This is a genomic window from Bacteroides sp. AF20-13LB (assembly GCF_003603065.1).
Taxonomy (GTDB): Bacteria; Bacteroidota; Bacteroidia; order Bacteroidales; family Bacteroidaceae; genus Bacteroides; species Bacteroides uniformis.
The window spans coordinates 171,527-195,434 of the sequence record NZ_QTMH01000008.1 but is presented as its reverse complement, the minus strand read 5'-3'; the positions used below and the strand labels follow the sequence as shown (position 1 = coordinate 195,434).

19 protein-coding genes and 1 tRNA gene are annotated in these 23,908 nt (G+C 44.5%); 8 read left to right on the top strand and 12 right to left on the bottom strand.

The window, feature by feature from the left end; translation table 11 throughout:
* Nucleotides 1–198: 198 nt before the first annotated feature.
* From DWX62_RS11210 to DWX62_RS11200, 3 genes are all read right to left on the bottom strand, one after another.
* A tRNA-Lys gene (locus tag DWX62_RS11210) sits at nt 199–271 on the bottom strand.
* A gap of 93 nt (nt 272–364) precedes the next feature.
* A complete protein-coding gene (locus DWX62_RS11205; protein ID WP_025835841.1) occupies nt 365–1,168 on the bottom strand; it encodes an MBL fold metallo-hydrolase in 804 nt (267 codons plus the stop codon).
* Between the two features lie 82 nt (nt 1,169–1,250).
* Nucleotides 1,251–2,633, bottom strand: a complete 1,383-nt coding sequence (locus DWX62_RS11200; RefSeq protein WP_008664585.1) for an MFS transporter — start codon at nt 2,631–2,633, stop codon at nt 1,251–1,253.
* Nucleotides 2,634–2,840: 207 nt separating this feature from the next.
* On the opposite strand from DWX62_RS11200, the gene DWX62_RS11195 reads away from it, so the two are divergent.
* On the top strand, nt 2,841–3,530 hold the full coding sequence (locus DWX62_RS11195; protein ID WP_005825494.1) for an HAD family hydrolase: 690 nt from the start codon (nt 2,841–2,843) through the stop codon (nt 3,528–3,530).
* 42 nt (nt 3,531–3,572) lie between these two features.
* On the opposite strand, the gene uxaC is transcribed toward DWX62_RS11195, so the two are convergent.
* Entirely contained in the window at nt 3,573–4,979 is a 1,407-nt protein-coding gene (gene uxaC, locus DWX62_RS11190; protein WP_008664581.1) for a glucuronate isomerase, read from the bottom strand.
* Between the two features lie 233 nt (nt 4,980–5,212).
* Between uxaC and DWX62_RS11185 the strand changes: the two genes are divergently transcribed.
* The gene (locus DWX62_RS11185) at nt 5,213–6,274 is read left to right on the top strand and encodes a substrate-binding domain-containing protein (RefSeq protein ID WP_035448524.1); all 1,062 of its coding nucleotides are present in this window, start codon (nt 5,213–5,215) and stop codon (nt 6,272–6,274) included.
* Nucleotides 6,275–6,313: 39 nt separating this feature from the next.
* Entirely contained in the window at nt 6,314–7,762 is a 1,449-nt protein-coding gene (locus DWX62_RS11180) for a tagaturonate reductase (RefSeq protein WP_005825488.1), read from the top strand.
* A gap of 108 nt (nt 7,763–7,870) precedes the next feature.
* Here DWX62_RS11180 and DWX62_RS11175 read toward each other — a convergent pair whose 3' ends face one another.
* Both DWX62_RS11175 and DWX62_RS11170 read right to left on the bottom strand, forming a co-directional pair.
* Complete coding sequence (locus DWX62_RS11175; protein WP_005825486.1) at nt 7,871–8,404, bottom strand: FHA domain-containing protein; 534 nt, start codon at nt 8,402–8,404, stop codon at nt 7,871–7,873.
* Between the two features lie 50 nt (nt 8,405–8,454).
* Nucleotides 8,455–9,609: an SPOR domain-containing protein gene (locus DWX62_RS11170; RefSeq protein WP_005825483.1), complete on the bottom strand. Its 1,155-nt coding sequence runs from the start codon at nt 9,607–9,609 to the stop codon at nt 8,455–8,457.
* Nucleotides 9,610–9,842: 233 nt separating this feature from the next.
* Here DWX62_RS11170 and DWX62_RS11165 point away from each other — a divergent pair, with 233 nt between their 5' ends.
* From DWX62_RS11165 to DWX62_RS11150, 4 genes are read left to right on the top strand one after another with little or no spacing between them, the layout of a single operon-like run.
* Nucleotides 9,843–11,261, top strand: a complete 1,419-nt coding sequence (locus DWX62_RS11165; protein ID WP_005825482.1) for a capsule assembly Wzi family protein — start codon at nt 9,843–9,845, stop codon at nt 11,259–11,261.
* 4 nt (nt 11,262–11,265) lie between these two features.
* On the top strand, nt 11,266–11,814 hold the full coding sequence (gene rfbC, locus DWX62_RS11160) for a dTDP-4-dehydrorhamnose 3,5-epimerase (protein WP_005825481.1): 549 nt from the start codon (nt 11,266–11,268) through the stop codon (nt 11,812–11,814).
* A gap of 3 nt (nt 11,815–11,817) precedes the next feature.
* Entirely contained in the window at nt 11,818–13,131 is a 1,314-nt protein-coding gene (locus tag DWX62_RS11155) for a UDP-glucose/GDP-mannose dehydrogenase family protein (protein ID WP_005825480.1), read from the top strand.
* Nucleotides 13,132–13,168: 37 nt separating this feature from the next.
* On the top strand, nt 13,169–13,969 hold the full coding sequence (locus DWX62_RS11150) for a DUF4738 domain-containing protein (protein WP_005837141.1): 801 nt from the start codon (nt 13,169–13,171) through the stop codon (nt 13,967–13,969).
* 120 nt (nt 13,970–14,089) lie between these two features.
* On the opposite strand, the gene DWX62_RS11145 is transcribed toward DWX62_RS11150, so the two are convergent.
* The 3 genes from DWX62_RS11145 to serB form a co-directional block, all read right to left on the bottom strand.
* A complete protein-coding gene (locus DWX62_RS11145; RefSeq protein ID WP_005837038.1) occupies nt 14,090–15,304 on the bottom strand; it encodes an IS256 family transposase in 1,215 nt (404 codons plus the stop codon).
* 97 nt (nt 15,305–15,401) lie between these two features.
* Nucleotides 15,402–16,688, bottom strand: coding sequence for a DEAD/DEAH box helicase (locus tag DWX62_RS11140; protein WP_120172834.1), 1,287 nt, complete (start codon nt 16,686–16,688; stop codon nt 15,402–15,404).
* A 128-nt stretch (nt 16,689–16,816) separates the two neighbouring features.
* On the bottom strand, nt 16,817–18,046 hold the full coding sequence (serB, locus tag DWX62_RS11135) for a phosphoserine phosphatase SerB (protein WP_005837143.1): 1,230 nt from the start codon (nt 18,044–18,046) through the stop codon (nt 16,817–16,819).
* A 276-nt stretch (nt 18,047–18,322) separates the two neighbouring features.
* On the opposite strand from serB, the gene DWX62_RS11125 reads away from it, so the two are divergent.
* A complete protein-coding gene (locus DWX62_RS11125) occupies nt 18,323–18,823 on the top strand; it encodes a thioredoxin-like domain-containing protein (RefSeq protein WP_005825473.1) in 501 nt (166 codons plus the stop codon).
* Nucleotides 18,824–19,096: 273 nt separating this feature from the next.
* Here DWX62_RS11125 and DWX62_RS11120 read toward each other — a convergent pair whose 3' ends face one another.
* Genes DWX62_RS11120 through lon form a run of 3 tightly spaced genes read right to left on the bottom strand, consistent with a single transcriptional unit; the run spans nt 19,097 to nt 23,837 of the window.
* A complete protein-coding gene (locus DWX62_RS11120; protein WP_009038416.1) occupies nt 19,097–20,233 on the bottom strand; it encodes an LptF/LptG family permease in 1,137 nt (378 codons plus the stop codon).
* On the bottom strand, nt 20,230–21,360 hold the full coding sequence (gene tgt, locus DWX62_RS11115) for a tRNA guanosine(34) transglycosylase Tgt (protein WP_005825470.1): 1,131 nt from the start codon (nt 21,358–21,360) through the stop codon (nt 20,230–20,232). The genes DWX62_RS11120 and tgt overlap by 4 nt, the downstream gene beginning before the upstream one ends.
* Nucleotides 21,357–23,837 carry an endopeptidase La gene (lon, locus tag DWX62_RS11110; RefSeq protein WP_005825468.1) on the bottom strand — a complete coding sequence of 827 codons (2,481 nt, stop codon included), beginning with the start codon at nt 23,835–23,837 and terminating at the stop codon, nt 21,357–21,359. The genes tgt and lon overlap by 4 nt, the downstream gene beginning before the upstream one ends.
* Between the last annotated feature and the right edge of the window lie 71 nt (nt 23,838–23,908).

Genomic DNA, 23,908 nt, shown 5'->3' with positions numbered 1-23,908 from the left:
GAAAGAGGCGGAAAGCGGGTGAGGGCAAAGGTATAAAAACAAACTTCTGAAGAATTTATGATGCGGACTAACGAAAAATAATGTATCATCCCCATATAGATTTACTAGTGATTCCGTATGAGGAGCTTATACCCAACAAAGCATGTTCTTGTTAAAACAAATTAAAAAAGGAACAACTACTGTTGTTCCTTTTTTAAGTACACCCTCAGGGATTCGAACCCTGGACCCACTGATTAAGAGTCAGTTGCTCTACCAACTGAGCTAAGAGTGCATTCCTTATTTCTTGTTTGCGGGTGCAAAAGTAGTCCTTTTATTTTATTCGTGCAAACAAAACGGTGTATTTTTTGCGATGAAATGGGATTTTTTATTCAAACTCGTATAAATCAGAAGGAGTAGTACGCTTCAAAGCACACAACTGTACATCCTTTCCTACGATAATTCCTTTTTCCCTTAATTTCCATTCCACTGTTTTATATGCCAATTCAGGATGATTGTTGTCCTTGCTCAAATGACAAAGCCAAATATACTGTAAATGTTCCGTCATATTTTCCGAAAGAAATTCAGCAGTAGCAATATTACTCATGTGTCCGGTGCGGCTGGTAATCCGTTCTTTCAGGTATTGGGGGTAGGTACCCATGCGTAACATTTCCTCATCGTAGTTGGCTTCCAATATCAGATAATTGGCCTTTCTGATATATTCTGCGGCCGTAGGAGTAATTTCACCAAGGTCTGTAAGAAAAGCAAACACTTTTCCGTCTATCTCAATGCAATAGCCCACATTGTCCGTGCCATCATGAGGTACCTCGAAAGATTCGATATGAAAATCTTCCAACTGCATGGGTTGCTGCTTTTCCAGGTAACGGACAGACGAATATAACTTTTCTGTCATGCAATAGCTCCGGTTGATACCCTCATGAATCCGGGCAGTTGTATAAATAGGAATATTCTGTTTCTCACCCAATCCACCTACCGCTTTAATATGATCTGCATGGTCGTGCGTAACAAATACCGCACGTATCATTTCCATGCTAATACCTGCTTCTTTCAGTCCTTTTTTTATCGTCCGTACTGCAATGCCGGCGTCGATGAGTATTCCATATTTTTCTGTGCCTATATAATAACAGTTGCCGCTGCTTCCACTGGCAAGGCTTATAAATTTTACTTTCATCCTAATCTCCTTAATTACAAAAAAGCCGTCGCTTTTAAAAAAAGTGACGGCAAATATACAAAAAGTATGCAATATATAAACCTTATGCCTTCTTCTTTTTGTCGATGAATTCGGTAGTTTTGGCAAAAACGAATAATGCTATTGCCGCAACCAATCCTATAACAGCGAAATAATACCAGATATAATGTGCATTGACACTAGCTGCTTCCCACGCTTCGCGGGTTTCAAACAAGACTGGATCAGGACAATATTTTGTCAGAAGCACCCCCGCAATACCGAATCCGAAAATAGAAGAGAGGAATGAATGAAGATGACTGAAACCGAGGTACATACCTTCTTCGCCCTTGGGGGCCTGCAAAGAGAAGTATTCCAGATAACGCGGTGAGATAAAACATTCTGCCAAAGCTTGCACAACAATACCAAACACCATCATCAAAGTAATATTGCTCATGCCGGAAATAATATCGTTGCCCAGCAAATTACCGCATGCCATCAGCAATGCCGATACCGGAATAAGAAACATGCCTATATTCATAGAAGTAATAGCTGTGCGCTTTGCCATCCACCGGGTGATAAAACTTACGCAGCAAACCACTACAAACGGGTTTACATTGGCTATCCACCCCGGTTTGGCTGTTTCACCCGCCATACGGATGACATATTTGGGCATAGTTGCATAGAGCTGTTGCTGCACCATCCAAAAGCCGGTTACGATGAGGATAAGAATCAACAAACGCCAATTAGTGATAATACGCAGAAAACCTTGCCCAATTTCACGCATGCTTTTCCCTTCACCTGCTGTATGTGCCGATTTATACAATAAGATGACAGCCAATAATGCCAGCACCGTCATGGCAGCCGAGAAGTAATTGATATAAATATAAGCTTGCTCACCGATAACATTCCGTAGAGGGTCGACCACCGTTTTTCCGGTAAAAGCTCCTATATTCACCATCATATAGAAGATGGAATAGCCGCGAGCACGGGTAGCCTCTGTTGTTTCCTTAGCCACCGATCCCGATATGATAGACTTGATGAACGAACCTCCTACCATGATAACAAACAATACGGGGACAATCATCCAGCGGTCATTACTATCCGGCAATCCTGAAAAACGGGTTGTCTCGCCATACTCCACCAGACCGGCTGCTTCCAGTAGGGTGGGAAGCAATCCCAAGCCCAAATACCCGATGGAAAGCAGTGAGAAAGCAATAATCATCGACTTTCGGAAACCTATCTTATCGGCATATGCGCCCGTAAAGATAGGCAACAAATAGAGCCCTCCCGAAAACAGACCGGAAATCATGCTTGACTCAAAATCATTGAAACCTAAAATATTGGAAAGATAAATGGTAAGAACAATAAATACAGCATAATATGCCATGCGTTCGAACAGTTCTACTGTACTGCTTACCCAAAAAGCTCTGCTGAAGCCTTTGGAAGCGGGTTGGGGTGATGTCATCATCCTTTTGTACGATTAAAATTTATGTATTAAATGAAAAAATAAGTGCAAAAATAGGAAATTAATATCGTGTTTGCAAGATATTAATTTTCTGCAAACACAATATTAATAAGTTGCAGACAAGATATTAACTTCCCATTTATCACTATTTATCTTTTCATTTATATAGAATACTCCGTATCTTTGGACGCTTTTATAAAACGACCATTCATGAAAGATAAAATCGAATTTATAGCTTTTGACGCTGATGACACACTGTGGGAAAGCGAACTTTATATTCAGGAGTTCGAGCACAAATTCTGTAACCTTTTAAGGCAATATCTGCCTGCTTCATCCATATCACAAAGGTTTTTTGAAACAGAAATGAAGAATCTGCATATGTATGGCTATGGGCTGAAGAGCATAATGCTCAGTATGACTGAAACCATCTGCAAAGTGACAGACGGAAACGGGAATATGCATCTTATAGAAGAAGTAATAGGATGGGGACAAGAGCTTCTGCAGAAACCGGTTACACTACTGGAAGGCGTGAAGGAGACCATATCGTCACTTCATGGGAAATATAAATTGGTGTTGGCCACTAAGGGGGACTTGTTCGACCAGAAAAGAAAAATAGAAGCTTCCGGACTGCGAGAATATTTCCATCATATCGAAATTATGAGTGACAAGAAAATCGATGATTACCAGAGGCTGATTGATACATTGGGCTGTCCGCCTGAAAAACTCCTGATGATAGGTAATTCTGTAAAATCAGACATACTTCCGGTATTGGAACTTGGGGGATACGCTGCCCATGTACCATACCACGTGACTTGGGCATACGAGCAACATGAAGGGGAAATACGACATCCCAATTTTATACGATTGGATAGTATCAAAGGAATATTAGATAAGCTATAAGTTATGGGTGAAACTGCATAACTTATAGCTTACTATTGCTTTTTAGAATTGGAAGAAATTCTTAGCGTTATAATAGCTGATATCTTCAATCATCTGGTTTACGCGTTCCATCTCGGAAATAGGAATTTCACCATTTTCTACATCACGGCCTACAAGATTACACAATGTACGGCGGAAATATTCATGGCGCGGATAGGAGAGGAAGGAACGGGAATCGGTCAGCATACCAACAAATCGGCTCAATAAGCCCAGTACAGAAAGGGCATTCATCTGCTTTTCCATACCATCCTTCTGGTCAAGGAACCACCAACCGGAACCGAATTGAATCTTACCGGCAACCGTACCATCCTGGAAGTTACCCAGCATAGTAGCAATGACTTCGTTGGCGCATGGATTCAAATTATAAAGAATAGTCTTGGTCAGCTTACCATTGGAGTTTAAGCGGTCGAGAAATTTAGCCATAGCTTTTGCTGTAGTAAATTCGCCAATGGAATCAAAACCGGTATCAGGACCTAACAGTTTGAACATCTTACTATTGTTGTTGCGAATAGCACCATAATGGAACTGTTGTGTCCAACCTTTCTCCCAATCCATTTCGCCGAACACAACCAGCATGGCCGACTTGAATTTCAGAATTTCCTCCTTCGTCAATCCAGTACCGCCATATACCTTGTTAAAGATAGCCTTAACTTCCGCTCCTGTATAATCCTCGGCATAGAATTCTTCAATTCCGTGGTCAGACAGTTTACATCCTTGTTTCGCGAAAAAATCGTGACGCTTACGCAAGGCAGCAACCATATCGTCAAAGCAGGAAATAGCCACATCGCTCACTTCGGCCAACTTTTCTACATATGCGCGAAAATCGGCAGGAACTTCCACCGCCATTGCCTTATCCGGACGCCAAGTAGGCAACATCTTGATTTCAAAGCCGCTCTCACGTGTCTTGATATGGTATTCCAAGGAATCAATAGGATCATCTGTAGTACAAACCACTTCCACATGATAACGGCGCATCATGCCACGGGCGGAATATTCAGGCTGTTTCAGCTTCTCATTACATTCATCATAAATTTCACGGGCCGTATGAGGATTGAGAATTTTATCGATTCCAAAAGCGGTCTTCAATTCAAGGTGGGTCCAGTGATACAACGGATTACGGAAAGTATAAGGTACCGTTTCGGCCCACTTCTCAAACTTTTCCCAATCTGTAGTATCCTTACCGGTACAGAAACGTTCGTCCACACCATTGGTACGCATGGCACGCCACTTGTAGTGGTCACCTCCCAACCAAATCTCAGTCAGTGACTTAAATTGATAGTCTTCCGCCACCATTTGAGGAATCAAGTGACAATGATAGTCGATAATCGGCATTTTAGCCGCATGCTCGTGGTACAACTTCTGTGATGTTTCCGTTTGCAACAGAAAATTTCCGTCCATAAAGTTTTTCATCTTCTTGTGTTTTAAGTATCTAAAAATATTACTTTCTATTTATTACACCTATATAGTATTGATTGTAAAGCTAATAGGTCGTATAATTGTTTTTAGTTTTATTAACCGTTATCGAACACAAAAGTAGAAATTTTACTTGGAGAAACAAAATAATTCGTATCTTTGCGGCGAATATTTATAATATTTAAGCTTCAGACGTCTCACCTTTACTGCCTTAGGCAGCATACCTCAAGATGGAAAACAAGAACTATACCATTAAAGACATAGCACGCATGTCCGGCGTCTCTGCCGGCACTGTAGACCGCGTACTGCACAACCGCGGAGACGTATCCGTTTCCAGTAGGGAAAAAGTCCAGAAAGTACTCGACGAGATAGATTATCATCCCAATATGTTTGCCATCGGGCTGGCGGCTAAAAAGCACTATCATATTGTCTGCATTATACCTTATTATATAGAACATGATTATTGGTATGCTGTAGCAGCGGGAATTGACCGTGCCGCACAAGAATTACGGCCGTTCAATGTTGGAGTTAGCTATCTGTACTATCGGCATGCGGACAAATCCTCCTATAAAGAAGCATGTGCTGTGCTCCGGGAGGAAAATGCCGACGCCGTACTTGTTGCCCCGAATTTCCGAGAGGAGACCATAAAACTCACTGCTTATTTGGAGGAAGCGGATATTCCCTATGCATTCATAGACTTCAATATTGAACAGACGCATGCCTTGTGTTATATCGGACAAGATTCCAAAACCAGCGGATACATCGCTGCCAAGATTCTGATGCGTAGCTATGAAAAAGGGCAGGAGCTTGTGTTATTCCTGAACAATCAGAAAAACAATCCGGCAGAAATCCAGATGCAACGCCGCCTCGAGGGGTTCATGCAATACCTTTCCGAGGAACATAAGGATTTGATTATCCATGACATTGTGTTGCACAAGGAAGATACTGACGGCAACAGACGGATGTTGGATGCTTTTTTTAAAGAACATCCCCAAGCCGTACTGGGAGCTGTTTTTAATTCCCGTGTTTATCAGGTGGCAAATTATCTGCACGAAAAGGGGCAGAAGCTGGCAGGACTTGTGGGATATGACCTTTTACACAAAAATACAGAGTTCCTGAAAACCGGTGAAGTAACCTTTCTCATCGGTCAACGCCCAGGCCTGCAAGGCTATTGTGGCGTGAAGACTTTATGCAACCACGTGGTATTTAAAAGACCGGTCACTGCAGTGAAATACATGCCCATCGACATATTGATGAAGGAAAACATAGACTTTTACTTTGAGTTTGAATAATCAAAAAATTACATATCAACCATTTAAATCATTTTTTAAATGAAAGCATTAAACAAAGAAACTGCTCCCAAAGCACAACGCCCGGAACGCATTATCCAGTTTGGCGAAGGTAATTTCCTTCGCGCATTTGTGGATTGGATTATTTATAACATGAATCAAAAGACCGATTTTAACAGCAATGTGGTAGTAGTCCAACCCATCGATAAAGGTATGGTTGACATGCTGAATGCCCAGGATGACCTTTATCATGTAAATCTGCAAGGTCTGGATAAAGGAGAAACCATCAACAGTCTGACTATGATAGATGTAATCAGCCGTGCCTTAAACCCCTATACTCAAAACGATGAGTTCATGAAATTGGCCGAACAACCGGAAATGCGTTTTGTCATTTCCAACACGACGGAAGCAGGTATAGCCTTTGACCCTGCTTGTAAGCTGACAGATACACCGGCGTCTTCTTATCCGGGCAAACTGACACAGCTGTTGTATCACCGCTTCAAGACATTCAACGGCGACAAGAGCAAAGGACTGATTATCTTCCCTTGCGAACTCATCTTCCTGAATGGCCACAAGTTGAAGGAGACAATCTATCAATACATTGAATTATGGCAATTGGGTGATGAGTTCAGAGCTTGGTTTGAGGAAGCCTGCGGTGTGTATGCAACACTGGTGGACCGTATCGTTCCAGGATTCCCCCGCAAAGACATTGCCGCTATAAAAGAAAAGATACAGTACGATGACAATCTGGTAGTGCAGGCTGAAATTTTCCATTTATGGGTCATCGAGGCTCCGCAAGAAGTCGCCGAAGAATTCCCTGCCGACAAAGCCGGACTGAATGTATTGTTTGTTCCTTCTGAAGAACCTTACCACGAAAGAAAAGTAACCTTGCTGAATGGACCTCATACCGTATTGTCTCCAGTAGCCTATCTGTCGGAGGTAAATATTGTACGCGATGCCTGCCAGCATCCTATAATCGGACAATACATCCATAAAGTGATGTTTGACGAGCTGATGGAAACGTTGAACCTGCCGAAAAACGAATTGAAAAAGTTTGCAGAAGATGTATTGGAGCGCTTCAACAATCCGTTTGTTGACCATGCCGTAACCAGTATTATGCTGAACTCTTTCCCTAAATACCAAACCCGTGACCTTCCTGGCCTGAAAACCTACTTGAAACGTAAAGGAGAACTGCCGAAAGGTCTGGTATTGGGACTGGCTGCCATCATCACGTACTACAAAGGAGGTACCCGCGCAGACGGCACAGAAATCATCCCGAATGATGCTCCCGAAATCATGCAGTTATTGAAAGACCTTTGGGCAACGGGGGATACCCGCAAAGTGGCAGAAGGCGTATTGGCAGCCAAAGACCTTATCTGGGGGGAACACGGAGACTTGAATACCGTTCCAGGATTGACAGACATGATTACCTGCTTCTTAAAATCCATCCAAGAAAAAGGCATGCAGGAAACAGTAAAAGGTATTCTTTAATTCCTATGATTTTAAACAAGCAGACCGTACAAAAGGAGTTTTTATACGGTCTGCTTTATTTATACCACATTTGATGGGAAATAATTAAGTCACAGTTTTCTTTTTTGTCTAAAGGCTTTCCTGCTCTGCTGCCCGCAATATAAAAGTAGTGGCACCAATAGTTACAATGGCTCCATCCTCAATGCGAATACGGTCTTTGTCACCCAAAATTTCATTATTAAGGAAAGTTCCCGTCAGGCTGGGAGCATCGCGTAAGGTATAAATCAACACTCCCTGCTTATTACGCTTTACATTAATGATACAGTGACGCCGGTCCATACTCATATCCGAAGTCTCAATCGGCACATCGATAACATTCCCCACGCAACGCCGGCCTATGATATTGTCACCTTCTTGCAATGGAAGTACCTGCTTAAAACCAAACACGTTCTCAATGACCGTGATGCTGCCAAAAGCCTCTTTAAACTCCGCTTCATCCGGACGTTCTTCCTTTTGAGGGGCTTTCATCTTTGATTTACCTAAACGGATACTGAACTGCTTCTTACACTGGTCACATACAAAGACCAGTGATTGGCCTTCGGTATACTTGGTTTCATCGAATGTTAAGTAATTCTCACATTTGGGACAACGGATACGCTTCATGATAGTTAAAAATTAAAGAATTAAAAAATAAAGCAAGGGTAGATTACTTTCTACTTCTTTAATACCCAAGCGTTCTTATACGTTTCATTCTGGCGAACTCTGTTCAATGCCTGATATGCTTCTGTTTCTGTGCCACAAGACTCAATGCTGACACGCATTTTACCATCTCCAACAATTGCTTTTGCATGAGGGTAACCTTTTTCAATCAGTTGCTTTGCCATTGCTTCGGCATCCTTCTCAGTACCTACACTGGCAATGATGACGTGGTATTTCTGTGCAGAGACAAGTGACGGGGCGACAGTCCCTGCTGTGGTCTTTTGAATTTCACTCTTTGTTGTTACAGATGTTGAAGAGGACACTTCTGCCGCCTGCTGCTTAGGCTGAGAAACAACCGGAGCATTCTGCGCGTTAGCTTGGCCCACCTTAACCTCTCTTACGGCAACCGGAACCACCTTTTTCTTTGCCTTCTGCCCCGTGTTTTTTTGAGCCGACGCTTTCGGAGTGTCGGCCTTCCGGCTAACAACAATCGGATTAATGGCAAGGGATTCCTTTTCTATCATCTCAAAAAGTTCATTCGGAAGTAATTGCGCATAATTTCCTTCAACCACTTCCGTATTCTCTATCGGTGTAGACAAAAAGAAAAACAAGGCAACCACTGCAATCATGGCAACCGCATTCGACAAATAGGAACGGTTGAATTTAATCTCAAACCTTCGCTTTTTGTCTTCCGGCACAACTGGAACAGAATAACGGATGGTCTTTTCCATGTACGGTTTCTTCAGTTCCGCCAGTTCCTGCATTTCAAAACTATCCAACCCATATAAGTAAGGAGTGGTTATCTTGTGGTCATAGGGAACAAAGTCATAAATACCATGAATGGAGTAACGCAATTCGCCAATGTTGGGCAAATCCACCTTACCTTCTTCATGGAGAGCAGTGAATATATGCGCCACTTCTTTTTCTACAATCCGCGTAGCATCAGAAAAATCAGTATCATAGACAGCCATATAGGATTGTACAAGTAAGCCGTCATTCATCTTCAGTTGAGGATTGAAACCGATAATACGGGTAGGGGGCAGAAAAACATTCTCTTCCGCTACTCTCATTGCCGGAGTATAATGAGCTACAAATCCTCCCAAACCGGGAACAATGACACAATCGTTCTCCAATAACAATACTTCTATGTGCTGTGCTAATTCAATCATGCTACAAAAGTAGCGGAAATATCGGATATACGCTAGTTTCAGAGCATTTTTCTTATCAACAAATTATGAACATTGCACATTGAAAATGTATTTGAAAAAGGTTTTTTGGCAAGAGAAGGAATTTTTACCGGAAAAATTTCTACTTTTGTACCGTTTAACTATACTCGTCAAGAATAGAAAGACAATTGCCCTCGCAAGAGTATACAAACCTAAACACTTAACAAAAGACTATTATGCGTATTATTTTCTGTCTGATGGTTTTCTTGTTCATAGGAAAGAACACGATGCTGGCACAGCAGCTGTCCTCATTCGTAGAATATGGAGCAGCCCTGCATACCGGTGACAATACTCCTCTTTGGCAGGTCAGCAACCAGCAAGGACTCACTTCGCTCGACAACAATACTTACATACGTGGAGGAATATCCTACAAACACCAACTTGGAAAATGGAAGTTTGAAGAAGCACTGGATTTGGTTGCAGCAGCCGGATTCAGCACGACCTCCTTCATTGTACAGCAGGCTTACGTAGACATCCGTTACAAGTGGTTTGGATTCTTTGCCGGAAGCCGGGAACAGAATTCTCCATTGCTGAATCAAGAGCTGAGCAGTGGCGGCATGACCTGGTCGGGTAATGCGCGTCCCATCCCACAAGTACAGATAGGCATACCCGAGTATGTACAGTTGCTACCCCGTTTAGGCCTGAAAGGAGAAATCTCGTACGGATGGTTTACAGATAACAAATACCAGCGGGAGCAAGTCGGAGAAAAATACTGGTACACCAAGAGTATCAAATACCATCATAAAGAAGGGTTCCTGCGTATCGGTATACCCAAAGGAAAATGGCAACTGGAACTCGGAATGACCCTCGACACCCAATTCGGAGGATACAAGATTGGAGGTTCCGAATCGGGAGACTTGGGCAACGGATGGAAGGATTACGTACGCGTATTCTTCCCCGGCCACGGGCGTGAGGACGGACCGGTAGGTGAACATCTGGCTTTCCAAGGCAATTTTCTGGGTAGCGAATATATCAAAATGACTTATCGTCCTAAGGAAGATTTCTCCATCAGCGCCTATCTGGACAATCATTTTGATGACTTCTCCGCCATGGCCAAACTCAACGGTTGGGATGGCTTATGGGGTGTGGAATATAAATCCAACCATAGACAAGCCATCAACGAAATCGTTATCGAATATCTCCAGACTACCAATATGAGCGGTCCACTGCACGGTTTGCAAAATTCTGTAGTAGGTAAGACCGGAGGAGCCGACAACTACTACAACAACGGTTACTACCCAGGATGGGCACATTGGGGTATGGCGATAGCCAATCCGTTGATAGCATCGCCTATCTATAATAAGGATGGCGATATGAGTTTCAAGTACAATCGCGTTAAGGCCCTGCATCTGGGATGGAGCGGCGACATCAGCAGTGAGTGGAGATATGTGGCAAAATTGTCCCACAACAGAACTTGGGGAACTCCTCATCGTCCAATACCCGATATATTAGAAAATTTTTCTACTTTTGCATCGTTTTACTATATTCCCCGTAAATGGAAGGGCTGGTGCTTCAACGCGTCCCTTGCATTGGATATGGGAGAGATATATGGAGACAATTTTGGATTCCAACTGAAAGTACATAAAACATTTTAAGAAAATGAACTACATACAAACAGAGATTGACGGCGTATGGCTGATTGAGCCGAAAGTATTCCATGATGCCCGCGGATACTTTATGGAAGCATTTAAGGAAGAAGAGTTCCGTGCACATGTCGGAAACGTTCACTTCATCCAGGACAATGAGTCCAAATCCTCTTTCGGTGTATTACGTGGTCTTCATTACCAGAAGGGTGATTGCAGCCAGGCCAAACTGGTACGTGTCATTAAGGGAAAAGTGCTGGACGTGGCTGTCGACTTAAGAAAATCTTCTCCCACTTTCGGAAAGTATGTCAGTGTGGAGCTAAGTGAGGAGAACAAAAGACAATTCTTCATTCCGCGTGGTTTTGCCCACGGTTTTCTGGTGCTGAGCGATGAAGCTGTCTTTACATACAAGGTAGACAACGTATACGCACCACAATCCGAGGCATCCATCCGTTTTGACGACGAAACCATCGGTATTGAATGGCCCGTTGCTACGGAACAGCTTCTATTATCAGATAAAGACGGACATGCCGTATCGTTCAAGGATGCGGTCTATTATGAATAAAATATGAAAATAGCCATTGTCGGTACAGGATACGTCGGTTTGGTAACCGGAACCTGCTTTGCGGAAATCGGTGTCAACGTTATTTGCGTAGACACGAACAGTGAAAAGATAGAGTCACTGAAAAAGGGTGTTATTCCTATCTATGAAAATGGACTGGAAGAAATGGTTAGCCGGAATGTGAAAGCAGGACGCCTACAATTCACCACGTCTCTGGAGAGTTGTCTGAATGAGGTGGAAGTGGTATTCAGTGCCGTAGGTACACCACCCGATGAGGATGGAAGTGCCGACTTGAGCTATGTGCTGGAAGTTGCCCGCACCATTGGACGCAATATGCAGAAATATGTGTTGGTGGTAACCAAAAGTACCGTTCCCGTAGGTACTGCCAGAAAAGTGCGGGCTACCATTCAAGAAGAACTTGATAAGAGAGGGATGAACATTGACTTCGATGTCGCTTCGAATCCCGAGTTTCTGAAAGAAGGTAATGCTATCAACGATTTTATGAGTCCCGACCGTGTAGTGGTGGGAGTAGAGTCCGAACGAGCCAAGAAGATAATGAGCAAGCTCTACAAACCATTCCTGCTGAACAACTTCCGTGTCATCTTTATGGACATCCCTTCTGCAGAAATGACAAAGTATGCAGCTAACTCCATGCTTGCCACCCGCATCAGCTTCATGAACGACATTGCCAATTTGTGCGAATTGGTGGGAGCGGATGTAAACATGGTGCGCAGTGGTATCGGTTCGGATACCCGTATCGGACGCAAGTTCCTCTATCCGGGGATAGGTTACGGCGGTTCATGCTTCCCTAAGGATGTAAAGGCACTGATTAAAACGGCTGAACTGAGCGGCTACAAGATGCGTGTACTCCATGCAGTAGAGGAGGTGAACGAGAAACAGAAGAGTATCTTATTCGAAAAGTTGCAGAAGCATTTCAATAATGATTTGGAGGGAAAGACCATTGCCATTTGGGGGCTGGCCTTTAAACCCGAAACAGATGACATGCGTGAAGCCCCGGCTCTGGTATTGATTGACGAGTTGCTGAAGGCCGGTTGTAAAGTACGTGCCTACGACCCGGCTGCCATGAACGAATGCCGACGCCGCATAGGAGAAAGTATTTATTATGCGACAGATATGTATGATGCTGCGCTGGATGCAGATGCACTGATGCTGGTGACCGAATGGAAAGAATTCCGCCTGCCTTCATGGGCAGTCATCAAGAAAACTATGGAGCAGCCGTTGGTATTGGACGGACGTAACATTTATGACAAGAAAGATATGGAAGAACAAGGTTTCACATATCATTGCATCGGAAAATAAAGTTGCAGAAAAAAGAAAAGAAATAAATAGGGACGTTATGACAATAAAAGGAAGTGCGATTCTCATTGTACTTGTTGTCTCATTGGCCTCATGCAGCAACAGACAAACAGGAGAGGTTTCCGTAAAGGAAGACCTCATTGCAAAACAACTGTTACAAGGCATCTGGGTGAACGATGAAACAGAAATGCCGTTGATGCGCATCGAAGGGGATACGGTATATTATGCCAACCCGCAAAGCGCTCCCGTACCTTTCAAGGTTGTTCACGATACAATCTACATATACAGCAATGAACCGGTGGCCTATAAGATAGACCGTCAAACGGAATACAGCTTCTGGTTCCACTCGCTGGCCGACGAAGTAATTAAACTGCATAAATCAGAGAATGCGGAAGATTCTTTGGTTTTCACCAGTCGAGAAGTGGAGGTCATTTCTACTACTCCGGAAGTGATAAAGAAAGACAGTATCGTAACATACAAGAATACAAGATATAGGGGATATGTATATATCAACCCTTCAAAGATGAAGGTTTTCAAGACTTCCTATTCTGAAAATGGAATCAGTGTGGACAATGTGTATTATGATAATGTAATCCACATCTGTGTATACGAAGGGAAGAAGATGCTTTATGGCCAGGACATCACTAAAAAGATGTTTGCGGATATATTCCCTGCCGAAATGCTGGACCAGGCCATTCTTGCCGATATGAATTTCATGGGTGTGGATAGTAAGGGGTACCATTATCAGGCAACCCTCGGCATACCCGAAAGTTCCGTATACAATTTGGTAAATATGATTATTGGTTTTGACAATACAATGAACATAGAAAAAGCGGAATAAATCCGCTTTTTCGGTAGTGTAAAATAAACTGTGTCACGCATTATTTATCTCTAGAAAACTCATCGGTCGGGGAACGGCCCGCGCCAAGGGGCGGGACCACCCGTCCCGACGAGCGTAAAATTACAATAATTTAAACCGGTTTCCAAACTTTATAGCCAGTTGTTGCGAGATGGTAGCCCAATTGGCCAGTGGCATGGTCCATTTCTTACGTATATTGCGGTATGCAAGATAAACAAGTTTCTCAAGGGCTGTATCCGATGGGAACACGCCCTTGTTTTTTGTTACCTTGCGGATCTGACGGTGATACCCCTCAACGGTATTTGTGGTATAGATAAGCTTACGGATGACCGGAGTATACTGGAAGTATTCGGACAGCTTATCCCAGTTGTCCTGCCAGGATCTGATAACGACAGGATACTGTTCACCCCATTTTTCATCCAGCTTGAGGAGCTCATTTTCTGCGGATTCCTTATTGACTGCCTGATAGACACATTTCAAATCCCTTAAGAACTCCTTCTGATTCTTGGATCCTACATACTTGATGGAGTTACGTATCTGATGTACTACACAAAGCTGTACGGCTGTATTAGGATAAACGCTTTGAATGGCTTCAGGAAACCCCTTCAGACCGTCTATACAGGCAATGAGAATATCCTCAACTCCACGGTTCTGAAGGTCTGTCAACACGCTGAGCCAGAAGTTTGCTCCCTCATTCCTTGATATATACATTCCAAGTAACTCCTTGTGTCCCTCCCTGTCAATGCTCAGTACATTATAGATTGCACGGGTTACCGCGCAGCCACGTTCATCCGTTACTTTGTAATGAATGGCATCCATCCAGACTATAGGATAAACAGAATCAAGCATCCGTGATTTCCATGCTTTTATCTCCGGAAGTACACGGTCTGTGATGGAACTGATTGTGTCGGCCGAAACACGATTCCCAAGATTTTCTTCCATCCAGTCACTGATTTCCCTTGTGCTGTTTCCCATTGCATACAAGCCAATTATACGGTCAGCAACACCTTCTGCCAGAATAGTCTCACGCTTCTTGATAAACTGGGGATCAAAACTCGAATTACGGTCACGGGGAGTGGAAACGGTTACTTCGCCCAAGGGAGTCTGAACCTGCTTTTGCATCTTTCCGTTACGACGGTTACCCATCTGGCGTTCTTCTTCTGTCAAATGTGCATCCATCTCTCCTTCCAGGGCTGCATTCAATATACTTTCCAATAGTGGGGCAAAGGCGCCGTCCTTACCCAACAAAGGCTTGCCGGCTTTCAGCTGTTCAATGGCCTTGTTCTTGATACTCTCGAAATCAAATTCTTCTTTCATAAAAAAAACTGTGTTAGCAAAGTTAATACTTTATTCCTTGCTGACACAGTTTAATTTACATCCTCGCTTTTTCTATTTCTTTTCTTCACCACAATGTTTATTTCTTCTCGCCGCCATTCTGTGGACGTTTGGCTCTGGGCTTTCCACCTTTACTGTTGTTACGGCCGTTCTTGTTTCCTCCTGGCTTACGTCCGTTTCCACGGCCGCCCCGTCTTCCTCCGTCAAATGCTCTCGGCTTGTATTCGGGGGCTTCGCCCAGCTCCTCGGGAACCGGTATTTTATAGATGTCCCTATCCAGGAATTTTTCGATATTCTTAAAGTTCCCCTGCTCCTTTTCGGAAACGAAAGTGATGGCTACGCCGTCATTATTGGCACGCGCCGTACGTCCGATACGGTGCACATAATCTTCACTGTCGTGGGGAACGTCATAGTTTATCACCAGACGGATGTCATCGATATCAATACCTCTCGCAACGATATCTGTAGCTACCAGGATATTGATACGTCCTGCCTTGAATTCGTACATCACTTCTTCGCGCTGTGCCTGCTCTAAATCGGAGTGCATTTCACCAACGTTCAGTTTCATCTGCTTCAAGGCTTTGGTCACTTCCTTCACTTTCAGTTTGGAAGAAGCAAAGATGATGACGCGTTCCGGCGTCTCCTCTGCAAAGAGGCTACGGATGATGCCCAGCTTCTGATTCTCGTAGCAGACATAGGCTGCCTGCACAATCTTTTCCGCTGGTTTGGAAACCGCCAACTTCACTTCGGCGGGATTGTTCAGAATGTTGCCAGCCAACTGTTGTATCTTGGCAGGCATGGTAGCAGAGAACATAATGGTCTGCCGCTCTTTAGGGAGAAACTTGACAATCTGCATAATGTCATCATAGAATCCCATATCCAGCATCCGGTCTGCTTCATCCAAAATAAAATAAGAGACACGGGAAAGATCTACATAACCAAGGCTAAGATGGGCTATCAAACGCCCCGGGGTAGCAATAACGACATCAGCACCCAGTGTCAACCCTCTTTTCTGCTGCTCGAATAGTATTCCGTCATTACCGCCATACACGGCCACGCTGGAAACCGGCATGAAATAAGAGAAACCTTCCATCTGTTGGTCTATCTGTTGCGCCAACTCGCGGGTAGGAGCCATGACAATGCAATTGATGGCATCGGCAGGGTGTCCGCCCTCTGAAAGCTTGTTCAATATAGGCAACAAATATGCGGCTGTTTTTCCCGTTCCGGTTTGTGCCACTGCTATTAAATCTCGACCTTCGAGTATGACGGGAATTGATTTTTCTTGTATGGGGGTGCACTCTTCAAAGCGCATGGCATCCAGTGCCTCCAGTACATTGCCATTTAAATGTAGTTCTGAAAACTTCATGTATCTCTTTTAAATTTGCGTACAAAGATAGGAAAAAGACTTATAAAATAGACTCTTACAGTAAAAAAATAAGCCCTTGGGACAATAATTATCTCAAGGGCTTGCAAATTTGTTTCAAGCATCTGCCTTCAACGGGGAATATCAATGTATGAATCCTTAAATCCCAGAAAGTAAAGTACGCCATCTAAGCCGATGGTATTGATGGATTGCTTGGCATTGGCAACTACTTTGGGCTTTGCATGGAAAGCGATTCCAAGGCCGGCAATTCCCAGCATGGGCAGGTCGTTGGCACCGTCGCCCACAGCAATAGTCTGCGCAATATCCACTTTCTCCACCTGAGCTATCAAACGCAGCAACTCCGCCTTACGCTTACCGTCGACTACATCACCGAGATAGCGGCCGGTCAGTTTGCCATCCTCTATTTCCAGCTCGTTGGCATACACATAGTCTATACCGTACTTCTTCTGGAGGTACTGCCCGAAGTAGGTAAACCCTCCCGAAAGAATAGCTATCTTGTAACCGTATTTCTTCAAAACATACATCAGGCGATCCACACCTTCCGTAATGGGAAGATTCTCTGCAATCTCCTGCATCACGGACTCATCCAATCCTTTCAACAAAGCCACTCGTTCGCGAAAGCTCTCGATGAAATCTATCTCACCACGCATGGCACGTTCGGTAATGGCCTTCACCTGGTCGCCCACACCTGCACGTATGGCCAATTCATCAATCACTTCCGTTTCAATCAGCGTAGAGTCCATATCGAAGCAAATGAGGCGGCGCATCCGGCGGTACATATTGTCCAACTGGAAAGAGAAATCCATTTCCAGTTCGGTTGCCAGTTTCATTAACTGTTCTTGCATGGCAATACGGTCTTTCGGAGTGCCACGAACGGAAAATTCGATGCAGGCGCGTGTACGCGATTCGCATTCGTCCAGCGGGATACGTCCTGTAAGGCGCTTGATGGCATCGATATTCATGCCTTGCTCTGCAAGAATACGGGTAACGGCAGATATTTGACGGGCAGACAACTTACGCCCCAATAAAGTAAGAATATAGCGGTTCTTTCCCTGCATATTCACCCAATCCTCGTACTCTTTGGTAGTAATGGGGTAGAAACGGACAGTCACGCCCAGGGAGGAAGCCTTGAAAAGCAGTTCCTTCATAATGAACCCCGAGTGTTGTTCTTCCGTCTTGCACAAAATGCCCAATGAAAGAGTATTGTGAATATCTGCCTGGCCAATATCCAGAATGGTAGCATCATATTTCGCCAGAATTTCCGTCACGGAAGCTGTCAGTCCCGGACGGTCTTCACCCGTAATACGTATCAGGATGAGTTCAGTGTTCAATGGTTGCATAAGTCATCTTTTTGATAGAATAATAGGCTACAAAAGTAAGGAAAATTCCCGCTATTTATGCTAAATAACATAAAAATATGCCCCTAAAAAGTGAGAAAAATGCTTGTTTATTTGGAAGTTTGTTTAGGAATTACTTACCTTTGCACCCGATTTCAGAATTAAAAGCTTTGATTATCAGCATCTTTATCACTATTCAAGGCTTTGACAAGACGATGTTCCGGGAAGAAATCACTGTTGAAGGACAGTCCCGGATAGTATTAACCAAAACCGTGCCGCATGAAATATGCAAAATGGATTTTTGTTGTATTACTAATAAGTTCCTTGACTTCTTTTGTAGAAAAAGACAAACCTACCGGAGGTTTGAATGTGGGTGACATGGCCCCGGATTTCAAAATCCAAACCATGTCGGCAGAGCAATCCCAAACCGAACTTTCAGACTTGAAAGGAAAGTATGTGTTGCTCAGTTTTTGGGCAAGTTACGACGCGCAGTCCCGGATGCAGAACGCAAGTTTGAGCAATGCGCTTCGCTCTACTGCCCGCAACAATGTGAAGATGGTTTCAGTTTCATTCGATGAGTATCAGTCAATCTTTGAAGAAACCATCCGTAAGGACCAAATAGTTACGCCCACTTGTTTCGTGGAAACTAAAGGCGAATATTCCGGCCTCTTTAAGAAGTATCGCTTGGGCCGCGGATTCACTAACTATTTACTGGATGATAATGGTGTAATTATTGCCAAAAACATCTCTGCTGCAGAACTTTCCGCTTACTTGAATTAAGCTTGCTGATGCCCGGTGCATACAACAGCAACTTAAAGAACCTGTAAGACGAAAGTGAGGGTGTTCCCTAGAAACCGACATCTCTTTCCGGCAAAAAAGGGAACAGAACAAAAGAGGAAAATGAATACAACAAAAAGCCCCTCCCGCACTTGTACAACGCAAGAGTGGGAGGGGCTTCTTATTTTAATGGGCTTCCAGAGACAAACATCCTAAACCTCTGCTTTAGTACGCCAAACCTCAACTTGAGCAAGCTGAAGTAGAGGTTTAGAATGCTTATTTCGGCGCTTTCCTATATAGATAGAATGCGATGAAGGCATACATTATATTCGGTATCCATACAGCGATGACCGGAGGCATGTTGCCGTTCACCGCAAATGTGGAAGCAATGGTCTGAAATAGAATATAAGAGAAACTCAATGCCAAGCCGATACCCAAATGCAATCCCATTCCGCCTTTCGTTTTCTTGGAAGACAAAGACACTCCAATCAGTGTCAGGATAAAGGAGGCAAACGACATGGCAATGCGTTTGTGGTACTCAATCTCAAATTCCTTAATGTTGGCAAAGCCGCGTTGCCGCTGCCTGCTGATGTACTCGCTCAGTTGAGGGCTGGTCAACATCTCCTGCTGGTTCTTCATAATCAGGAAGTCGGCAGGCTCCATAAAAAGGGTAGTGTCTATGCGGTCACCCTTCGTGATACTCTCCTTCATGCCATCCATCTGGCGAATCATATAATCCTTGATTTTCCACTTATGCACGGCCGTCGTGTCGTAGGTAATGGAACGGGCCGTAAGGTGGGAGACCAGTTGCTTGTCATTGAACTTGTCCAAAGAAAAGCGATAACCGGTCTTGCTGTAGTCTTCAAAACGTTCGATATAGGCAATTACCCCCGAATCCACTTCCAGCTGGATGTTCCGTGCCGTATTCGCCTTACGGGGTTTGTAGTACTTGTCCTCAAAATTGATACGTGTCACACTGCCTTTGGGAATGACATAGGACCCGAGGCAGAATGTTACTACCGCAATGATTGCTGCAGACACCATGTAAGGACGCAACATACGCTTGAAGCTCATTCCCGTAGAGAACATGGCAATAATTTCCGAGTTCTCCGCCAGTTTGGAAGTAAAGAAGATTACGGCGATAAACACGAACAGCGGACTGAACAAGTTGGCAAAGTAGGGGATGAAGTTCAGATAATAATCAAAGACAATAGCATTCCACGGCGCTTCATGAGACATGAAGCGGTCCATCTTCTCGTTGAAGTCGAACACCACCGCAATGGAGATAATCAATGCGATGGCAAAGACATATGTACCCAGGAACTTCTTAATGATGTACCAGTCCAGCCGCTTCAGGAATTTACCTCTCGGCAGCTTTATATTCTTCCATATCCTCCAGTTCATTTTTCTCATAATCTTGTCGATACGCGTTTCACCATCATCGGTTTCCAGGTAGCAAAGTCGCCTGCAATGATATGCTTACGTGCCTCGCCTGCCAGCCACAGATAGAAAGCCAAGTTGTGGATAGATGCTATCTGCATGGCAAGCAGCTCTTGTGCATGGAACAGATGGCGCAAGTATGCCTTGCTGTACATGGTATCTACGTAGGAGGCACCGTCTGCTTCAATGGGAGAGAAATCCATTTCCCATTTTTTGTTGCGCATGTTCATGATGCCGTCCTTGGTAAACAACATGCCGTTGCGTCCGTTGCGGGTAGGCATCACACAGTCGAACATATCGACACCGCGTTCAATGCCCTCTAGAATGTTTACCGGGGTCCCGACTCCCATCAGATAGCGAGGCTTGTCTTTGGGAAGAATACCGTTCACCAGCTCAATCATCTCGTACATCTTGTCTACAGGCTCGCCCACAGCCAGACCGCCAATGGCATTACCGTCAGCACCTTTAGAGGCAACAAACTCTGCCGACTGCTCGCGGAGGTCGCGATAGACGCACCCCTGCACAATGGGAAATAAGGATTGCTGATAACCGTACTTAGGTTCTGTTTCGTTGAAACGCTTGATACAACGGTCCAGCCAGCGATGTGTCAATCCCAGTGATTTTTTGGCATATTCGTAGTCCGAATCCCCCGGAGGACATTCATCAAAGGCCATCATGATGTCTGCACCGATAGTCCGTTCTATATCCATCACCTTCTCCGGCGTAAAGATATGCTTGCTACCATCGATGTGTGAACGGAATTCCGCACCTTCTTCGCGCAACTTGCGGATACCGGACAACGAGAATACCTGGAAACCGCCGCTGTCTGTCAGCATAGGACGGTCAAAGCCGTTGAACTTATGCAGTCCACCGGCTTTCTCTATCACTTCCAGTCCCGGACGCAGATAAAGATGATAGGTATTACCCAATATTATCTGCGCCTTTATGTCCTCTTTCAGCTCGGGCAGATGCACGCCTTTCACTGTTCCCACTGTACCTACCGGCATAAAGATAGGTGTCTCAATCTGCCCGTGGTCAGTAGTAATCAGTCCGGCACGTGCATTGGTCTTGCTGTCTGTATATTGTAACTCGAATGTCATTCCTCTTTCTTTTCGGTCTTTTCTTTCTTTACGGACAAGTCGATGGCATCGGCTACTTTTTCATCAGTCAGCGCAATGGCAAACACTTCCTTAATATCTTTCACATAGTGGAAAGTCAGTCCTTTCAGATATATATCCTGTATCTCTTCTATATTCTTGCGGTTCTCGTCACTCAAGATAATCTCCTTGATACCGGCACGCTTGGCAGCCAGTATCTTCTCCTTGATGCCTCCTACCGGAAGTACCTTACCGCGAAGTGTTATCTCTCCCGTCATGGCAAGATTGGCCTTCACCTTTTTCTGGGTGAGGGCAGAAGCGAGGGAGGTAGCCATCGTGATACCGGCAGACGGACCGTCTTTCGGAATGGCGCCTTCGGGCACATGGACATGGATGTTCCAGTTGTCAAAAATCTCTTCGTCAAGATTCAGCAGGGAGGCATGCGCCTTGATGTATTCCAATGCCAGCATGGCCGACTCTTTCATTACATCACCCAAATTGCCGGTCAATGTCAAACGTCCACCCTTGCCACGGCTCAGGCTGGTTTCCACGAAAAGTATTTCACCACCTACGGCAGTCCACGCCAGACCGGTCACCACCCCTGCATACTCATTACCCTGATACTTGTCCCGGGTATATTCGGGTGCACCCAGGAATTCATACAAGTCTCCCGGTTTTATTTCGGTCTTCGCAAAATAACCGTCCGTAGCATATTGGCGTGCAGATTTACGGAGTATCTTTCCGATTTTCTTTTCCAGTTCGCGCACGCCGCTCTCACGGGTATAATTCTCTATAATGGCTTCCAGTGTGTTCTTCGGAATCTTGATATCATTCTTTTTCATACCGTTTGCCTCCAATTCCTTCGGAACCAGATGGCGGCGGGCAATCTCAATCTTTTCTTCCGTGATATAGCCGCTTACCTCAATCAGCTCCATACGGTCCAGCAACGGTCCGGGGATGGTATTCAGATTATTGGCAGTAGCGATGAACATCACTTTGGACAAATCATAGTCCACATCCAGAAAGTTATCATGGAATGTAGTATTCTGTTCCGGGTCGAGCACTTCGAGGAGGGCAGAGGAGGGGTCTCCCTGGCGGTCGGCACTCACCTTGTCTATTTCATCCAGAATAAATACCGGATTGGAGGAGCCTGCCTTTATCAGATTCTTGATAATCCGTCCCGGCATGGCACCGATATAGGTTTTACGATGACCGCGAATCTCAGCTTCATCATGCACGCCTCCCAGCGACATACGGATATACTTACGCTTCAAGGCGGCAGCAATGGAACGCCCCAAAGAGGTTTTTCCCACACCCGGAGGGCCATACAGACAGATGATGGGGGACTTCATATCGCCCTTCAGCTTTAATACAGCAAGATGTTCCAGAATGCGTTCCTTCACCTTCTCCAAACCATAATGGTCTTTGTTCAGTGTCTTTTCTGCATTGACAAGGCTCAGATTATCCGTCGTATAAATGCCCCACGGTAAACTAAGCATCGTCTGCAGATAGTTCAGCTGCACGCTATAGTCGGGAGACTGGGGATGGGTACGTTCCAACTTATCCACCTCTTTCAGGAACGTAGCCTTCACCTCATCATTCCATTTGATGGTCTCCGCCTTCTTACGCATCTCCTCTATTTCCTGCTCTTGACCGCCGCCACCCAGCTCATCCTGAATGGTTTTAATCTGCTGCTGCAGGAAATACTCACGCTGCTGCTGGTCTATATCCTCACGTGCACGCATCTGGATAGACTCTTTGATTTCGGCAAGCTGCACTTCACGATTCAGAATCTCAAGCAGGCGGTAGGTACGCGCCCGCAAAGAGTCGATACGGAGCAGTTCTATCTTTTCGTCTTTCTTGAGTGGCAGGTTCGTACAGATAAAGTCTACCAAAAACATTGGATTGGTAATGTTCTTGATGGCAAATGCCGAATCCTGCGGAAACATATCGGATGACTTGATGTAGCGTACTGTCAAGTCTTTACACGCCTCTACCAATGCATGGAATTCCTTGTCATTCTTCTCCGGAAGTTCTTCATTCAGCGTAGCTATCCGTCCCTTCAGATAAGGAGTCGTATCCGTAATCTCCTTCAGTTCCATACGTTTGGAGCCTTGCAGAATGACTGTAGTTGTCTGGTCTGGCATTTCAAGCACACGTACTATCTTGGCAACTGTACCGATGGTATGTAAATCCTCAAACAGAGGTGTCTCTGTTTCAGCCACCTTTTGGCATACAACAGCTATATAAGAATTTTTCTTTTCTGCTTCACGCACCAATTTGAGGGAAGATTTTCTTCCTACAGATACCGGCATAAACACCCCAGGGAACAATACCATATTTCGGAGAGGCAATATCGGTAAAACCTCTTCTACCTCAATGTCCATCAATTGTTCTTCATTCCCCTCAAAATCAGCAATTACAGAGAAAGCGTTTCCGCTTCTATCTTCGACATCACTCAGGTAATTTCTTTTCTTCATTTCTTTCTTTTTAGTTTATGTCATATTGGCAGGCCAATAAAGCGCCTGCAAAGTTAAGCTATTTCTTCATA

Bases quoted from the DNA above. Each gene is read 5' to 3' on its own strand.
- DWX62_RS11120 (WP_009038416.1), bottom strand. From the start codon at position 20,233: ATGAGAAAAATGAACTGGAGGATATGGAAGAATATAAAGCTGCCGAGA.
- DWX62_RS11125 (WP_005825473.1), top strand. From the start codon at position 18,323: ATGAAATATGCAAAATGGATTTTTGTTGTATTACTAATAAGTTCCTTG.
- DWX62_RS11150 (WP_005837141.1), top strand. From the start codon at position 13,169: ATGACAATAAAAGGAAGTGCGATTCTCATTGTACTTGTTGTCTCATTG.
- DWX62_RS11185 (WP_035448524.1), top strand. From the start codon at position 5,213: ATGGAAAACAAGAACTATACCATTAAAGACATAGCACGCATGTCCGGC.
- DWX62_RS11170 (WP_005825483.1), bottom strand. From the start codon at position 9,609: ATGATTGAATTAGCACAGCACATAGAAGTATTGTTATTGGAGAACGAT.
- DWX62_RS11195 (WP_005825494.1), top strand. From the start codon at position 2,841: ATGAAAGATAAAATCGAATTTATAGCTTTTGACGCTGATGACACACTG.
- DWX62_RS11200 (WP_008664585.1), bottom strand. From the start codon at position 2,633: ATGATGACATCACCCCAACCCGCTTCCAAAGGCTTCAGCAGAGCTTTT.
- lon (WP_005825468.1), bottom strand. From the start codon at position 23,837: ATGAAGAAAAGAAATTACCTGAGTGATGTCGAAGATAGAAGCGGAAAC.
- DWX62_RS11145 (WP_005837038.1), bottom strand. From the start codon at position 15,304: ATGAAAGAAGAATTTGATTTCGAGAGTATCAAGAACAAGGCCATTGAA.
- tgt (WP_005825470.1), bottom strand. From the start codon at position 21,360: ATGACATTCGAGTTACAATATACAGACAGCAAGACCAATGCACGTGCC.
- DWX62_RS11155 (WP_005825480.1), top strand. From the start codon at position 11,818: ATGAAAATAGCCATTGTCGGTACAGGATACGTCGGTTTGGTAACCGGA.
- DWX62_RS11175 (WP_005825486.1), bottom strand. From the start codon at position 8,404: ATGAAGCGTATCCGTTGTCCCAAATGTGAGAATTACTTAACATTCGAT.
- rfbC (WP_005825481.1), top strand. From the start codon at position 11,266: ATGAACTACATACAAACAGAGATTGACGGCGTATGGCTGATTGAGCCG.
- serB (WP_005837143.1), bottom strand. From the start codon at position 18,046: ATGCAACCATTGAACACTGAACTCATCCTGATACGTATTACGGGTGAA.
- DWX62_RS11205 (WP_025835841.1), bottom strand. From the start codon at position 1,168: ATGAAAGTAAAATTTATAAGCCTTGCCAGTGGAAGCAGCGGCAACTGT.
- DWX62_RS11180 (WP_005825488.1), top strand. From the start codon at position 6,314: ATGAAAGCATTAAACAAAGAAACTGCTCCCAAAGCACAACGCCCGGAA.
- DWX62_RS11165 (WP_005825482.1), top strand. From the start codon at position 9,843: ATGCGTATTATTTTCTGTCTGATGGTTTTCTTGTTCATAGGAAAGAAC.
- uxaC (WP_008664581.1), bottom strand. From the start codon at position 4,979: ATGAAAAACTTTATGGACGGAAATTTTCTGTTGCAAACGGAAACATCA.
- DWX62_RS11140 (WP_120172834.1), bottom strand. From the start codon at position 16,688: ATGAAGTTTTCAGAACTACATTTAAATGGCAATGTACTGGAGGCACTG.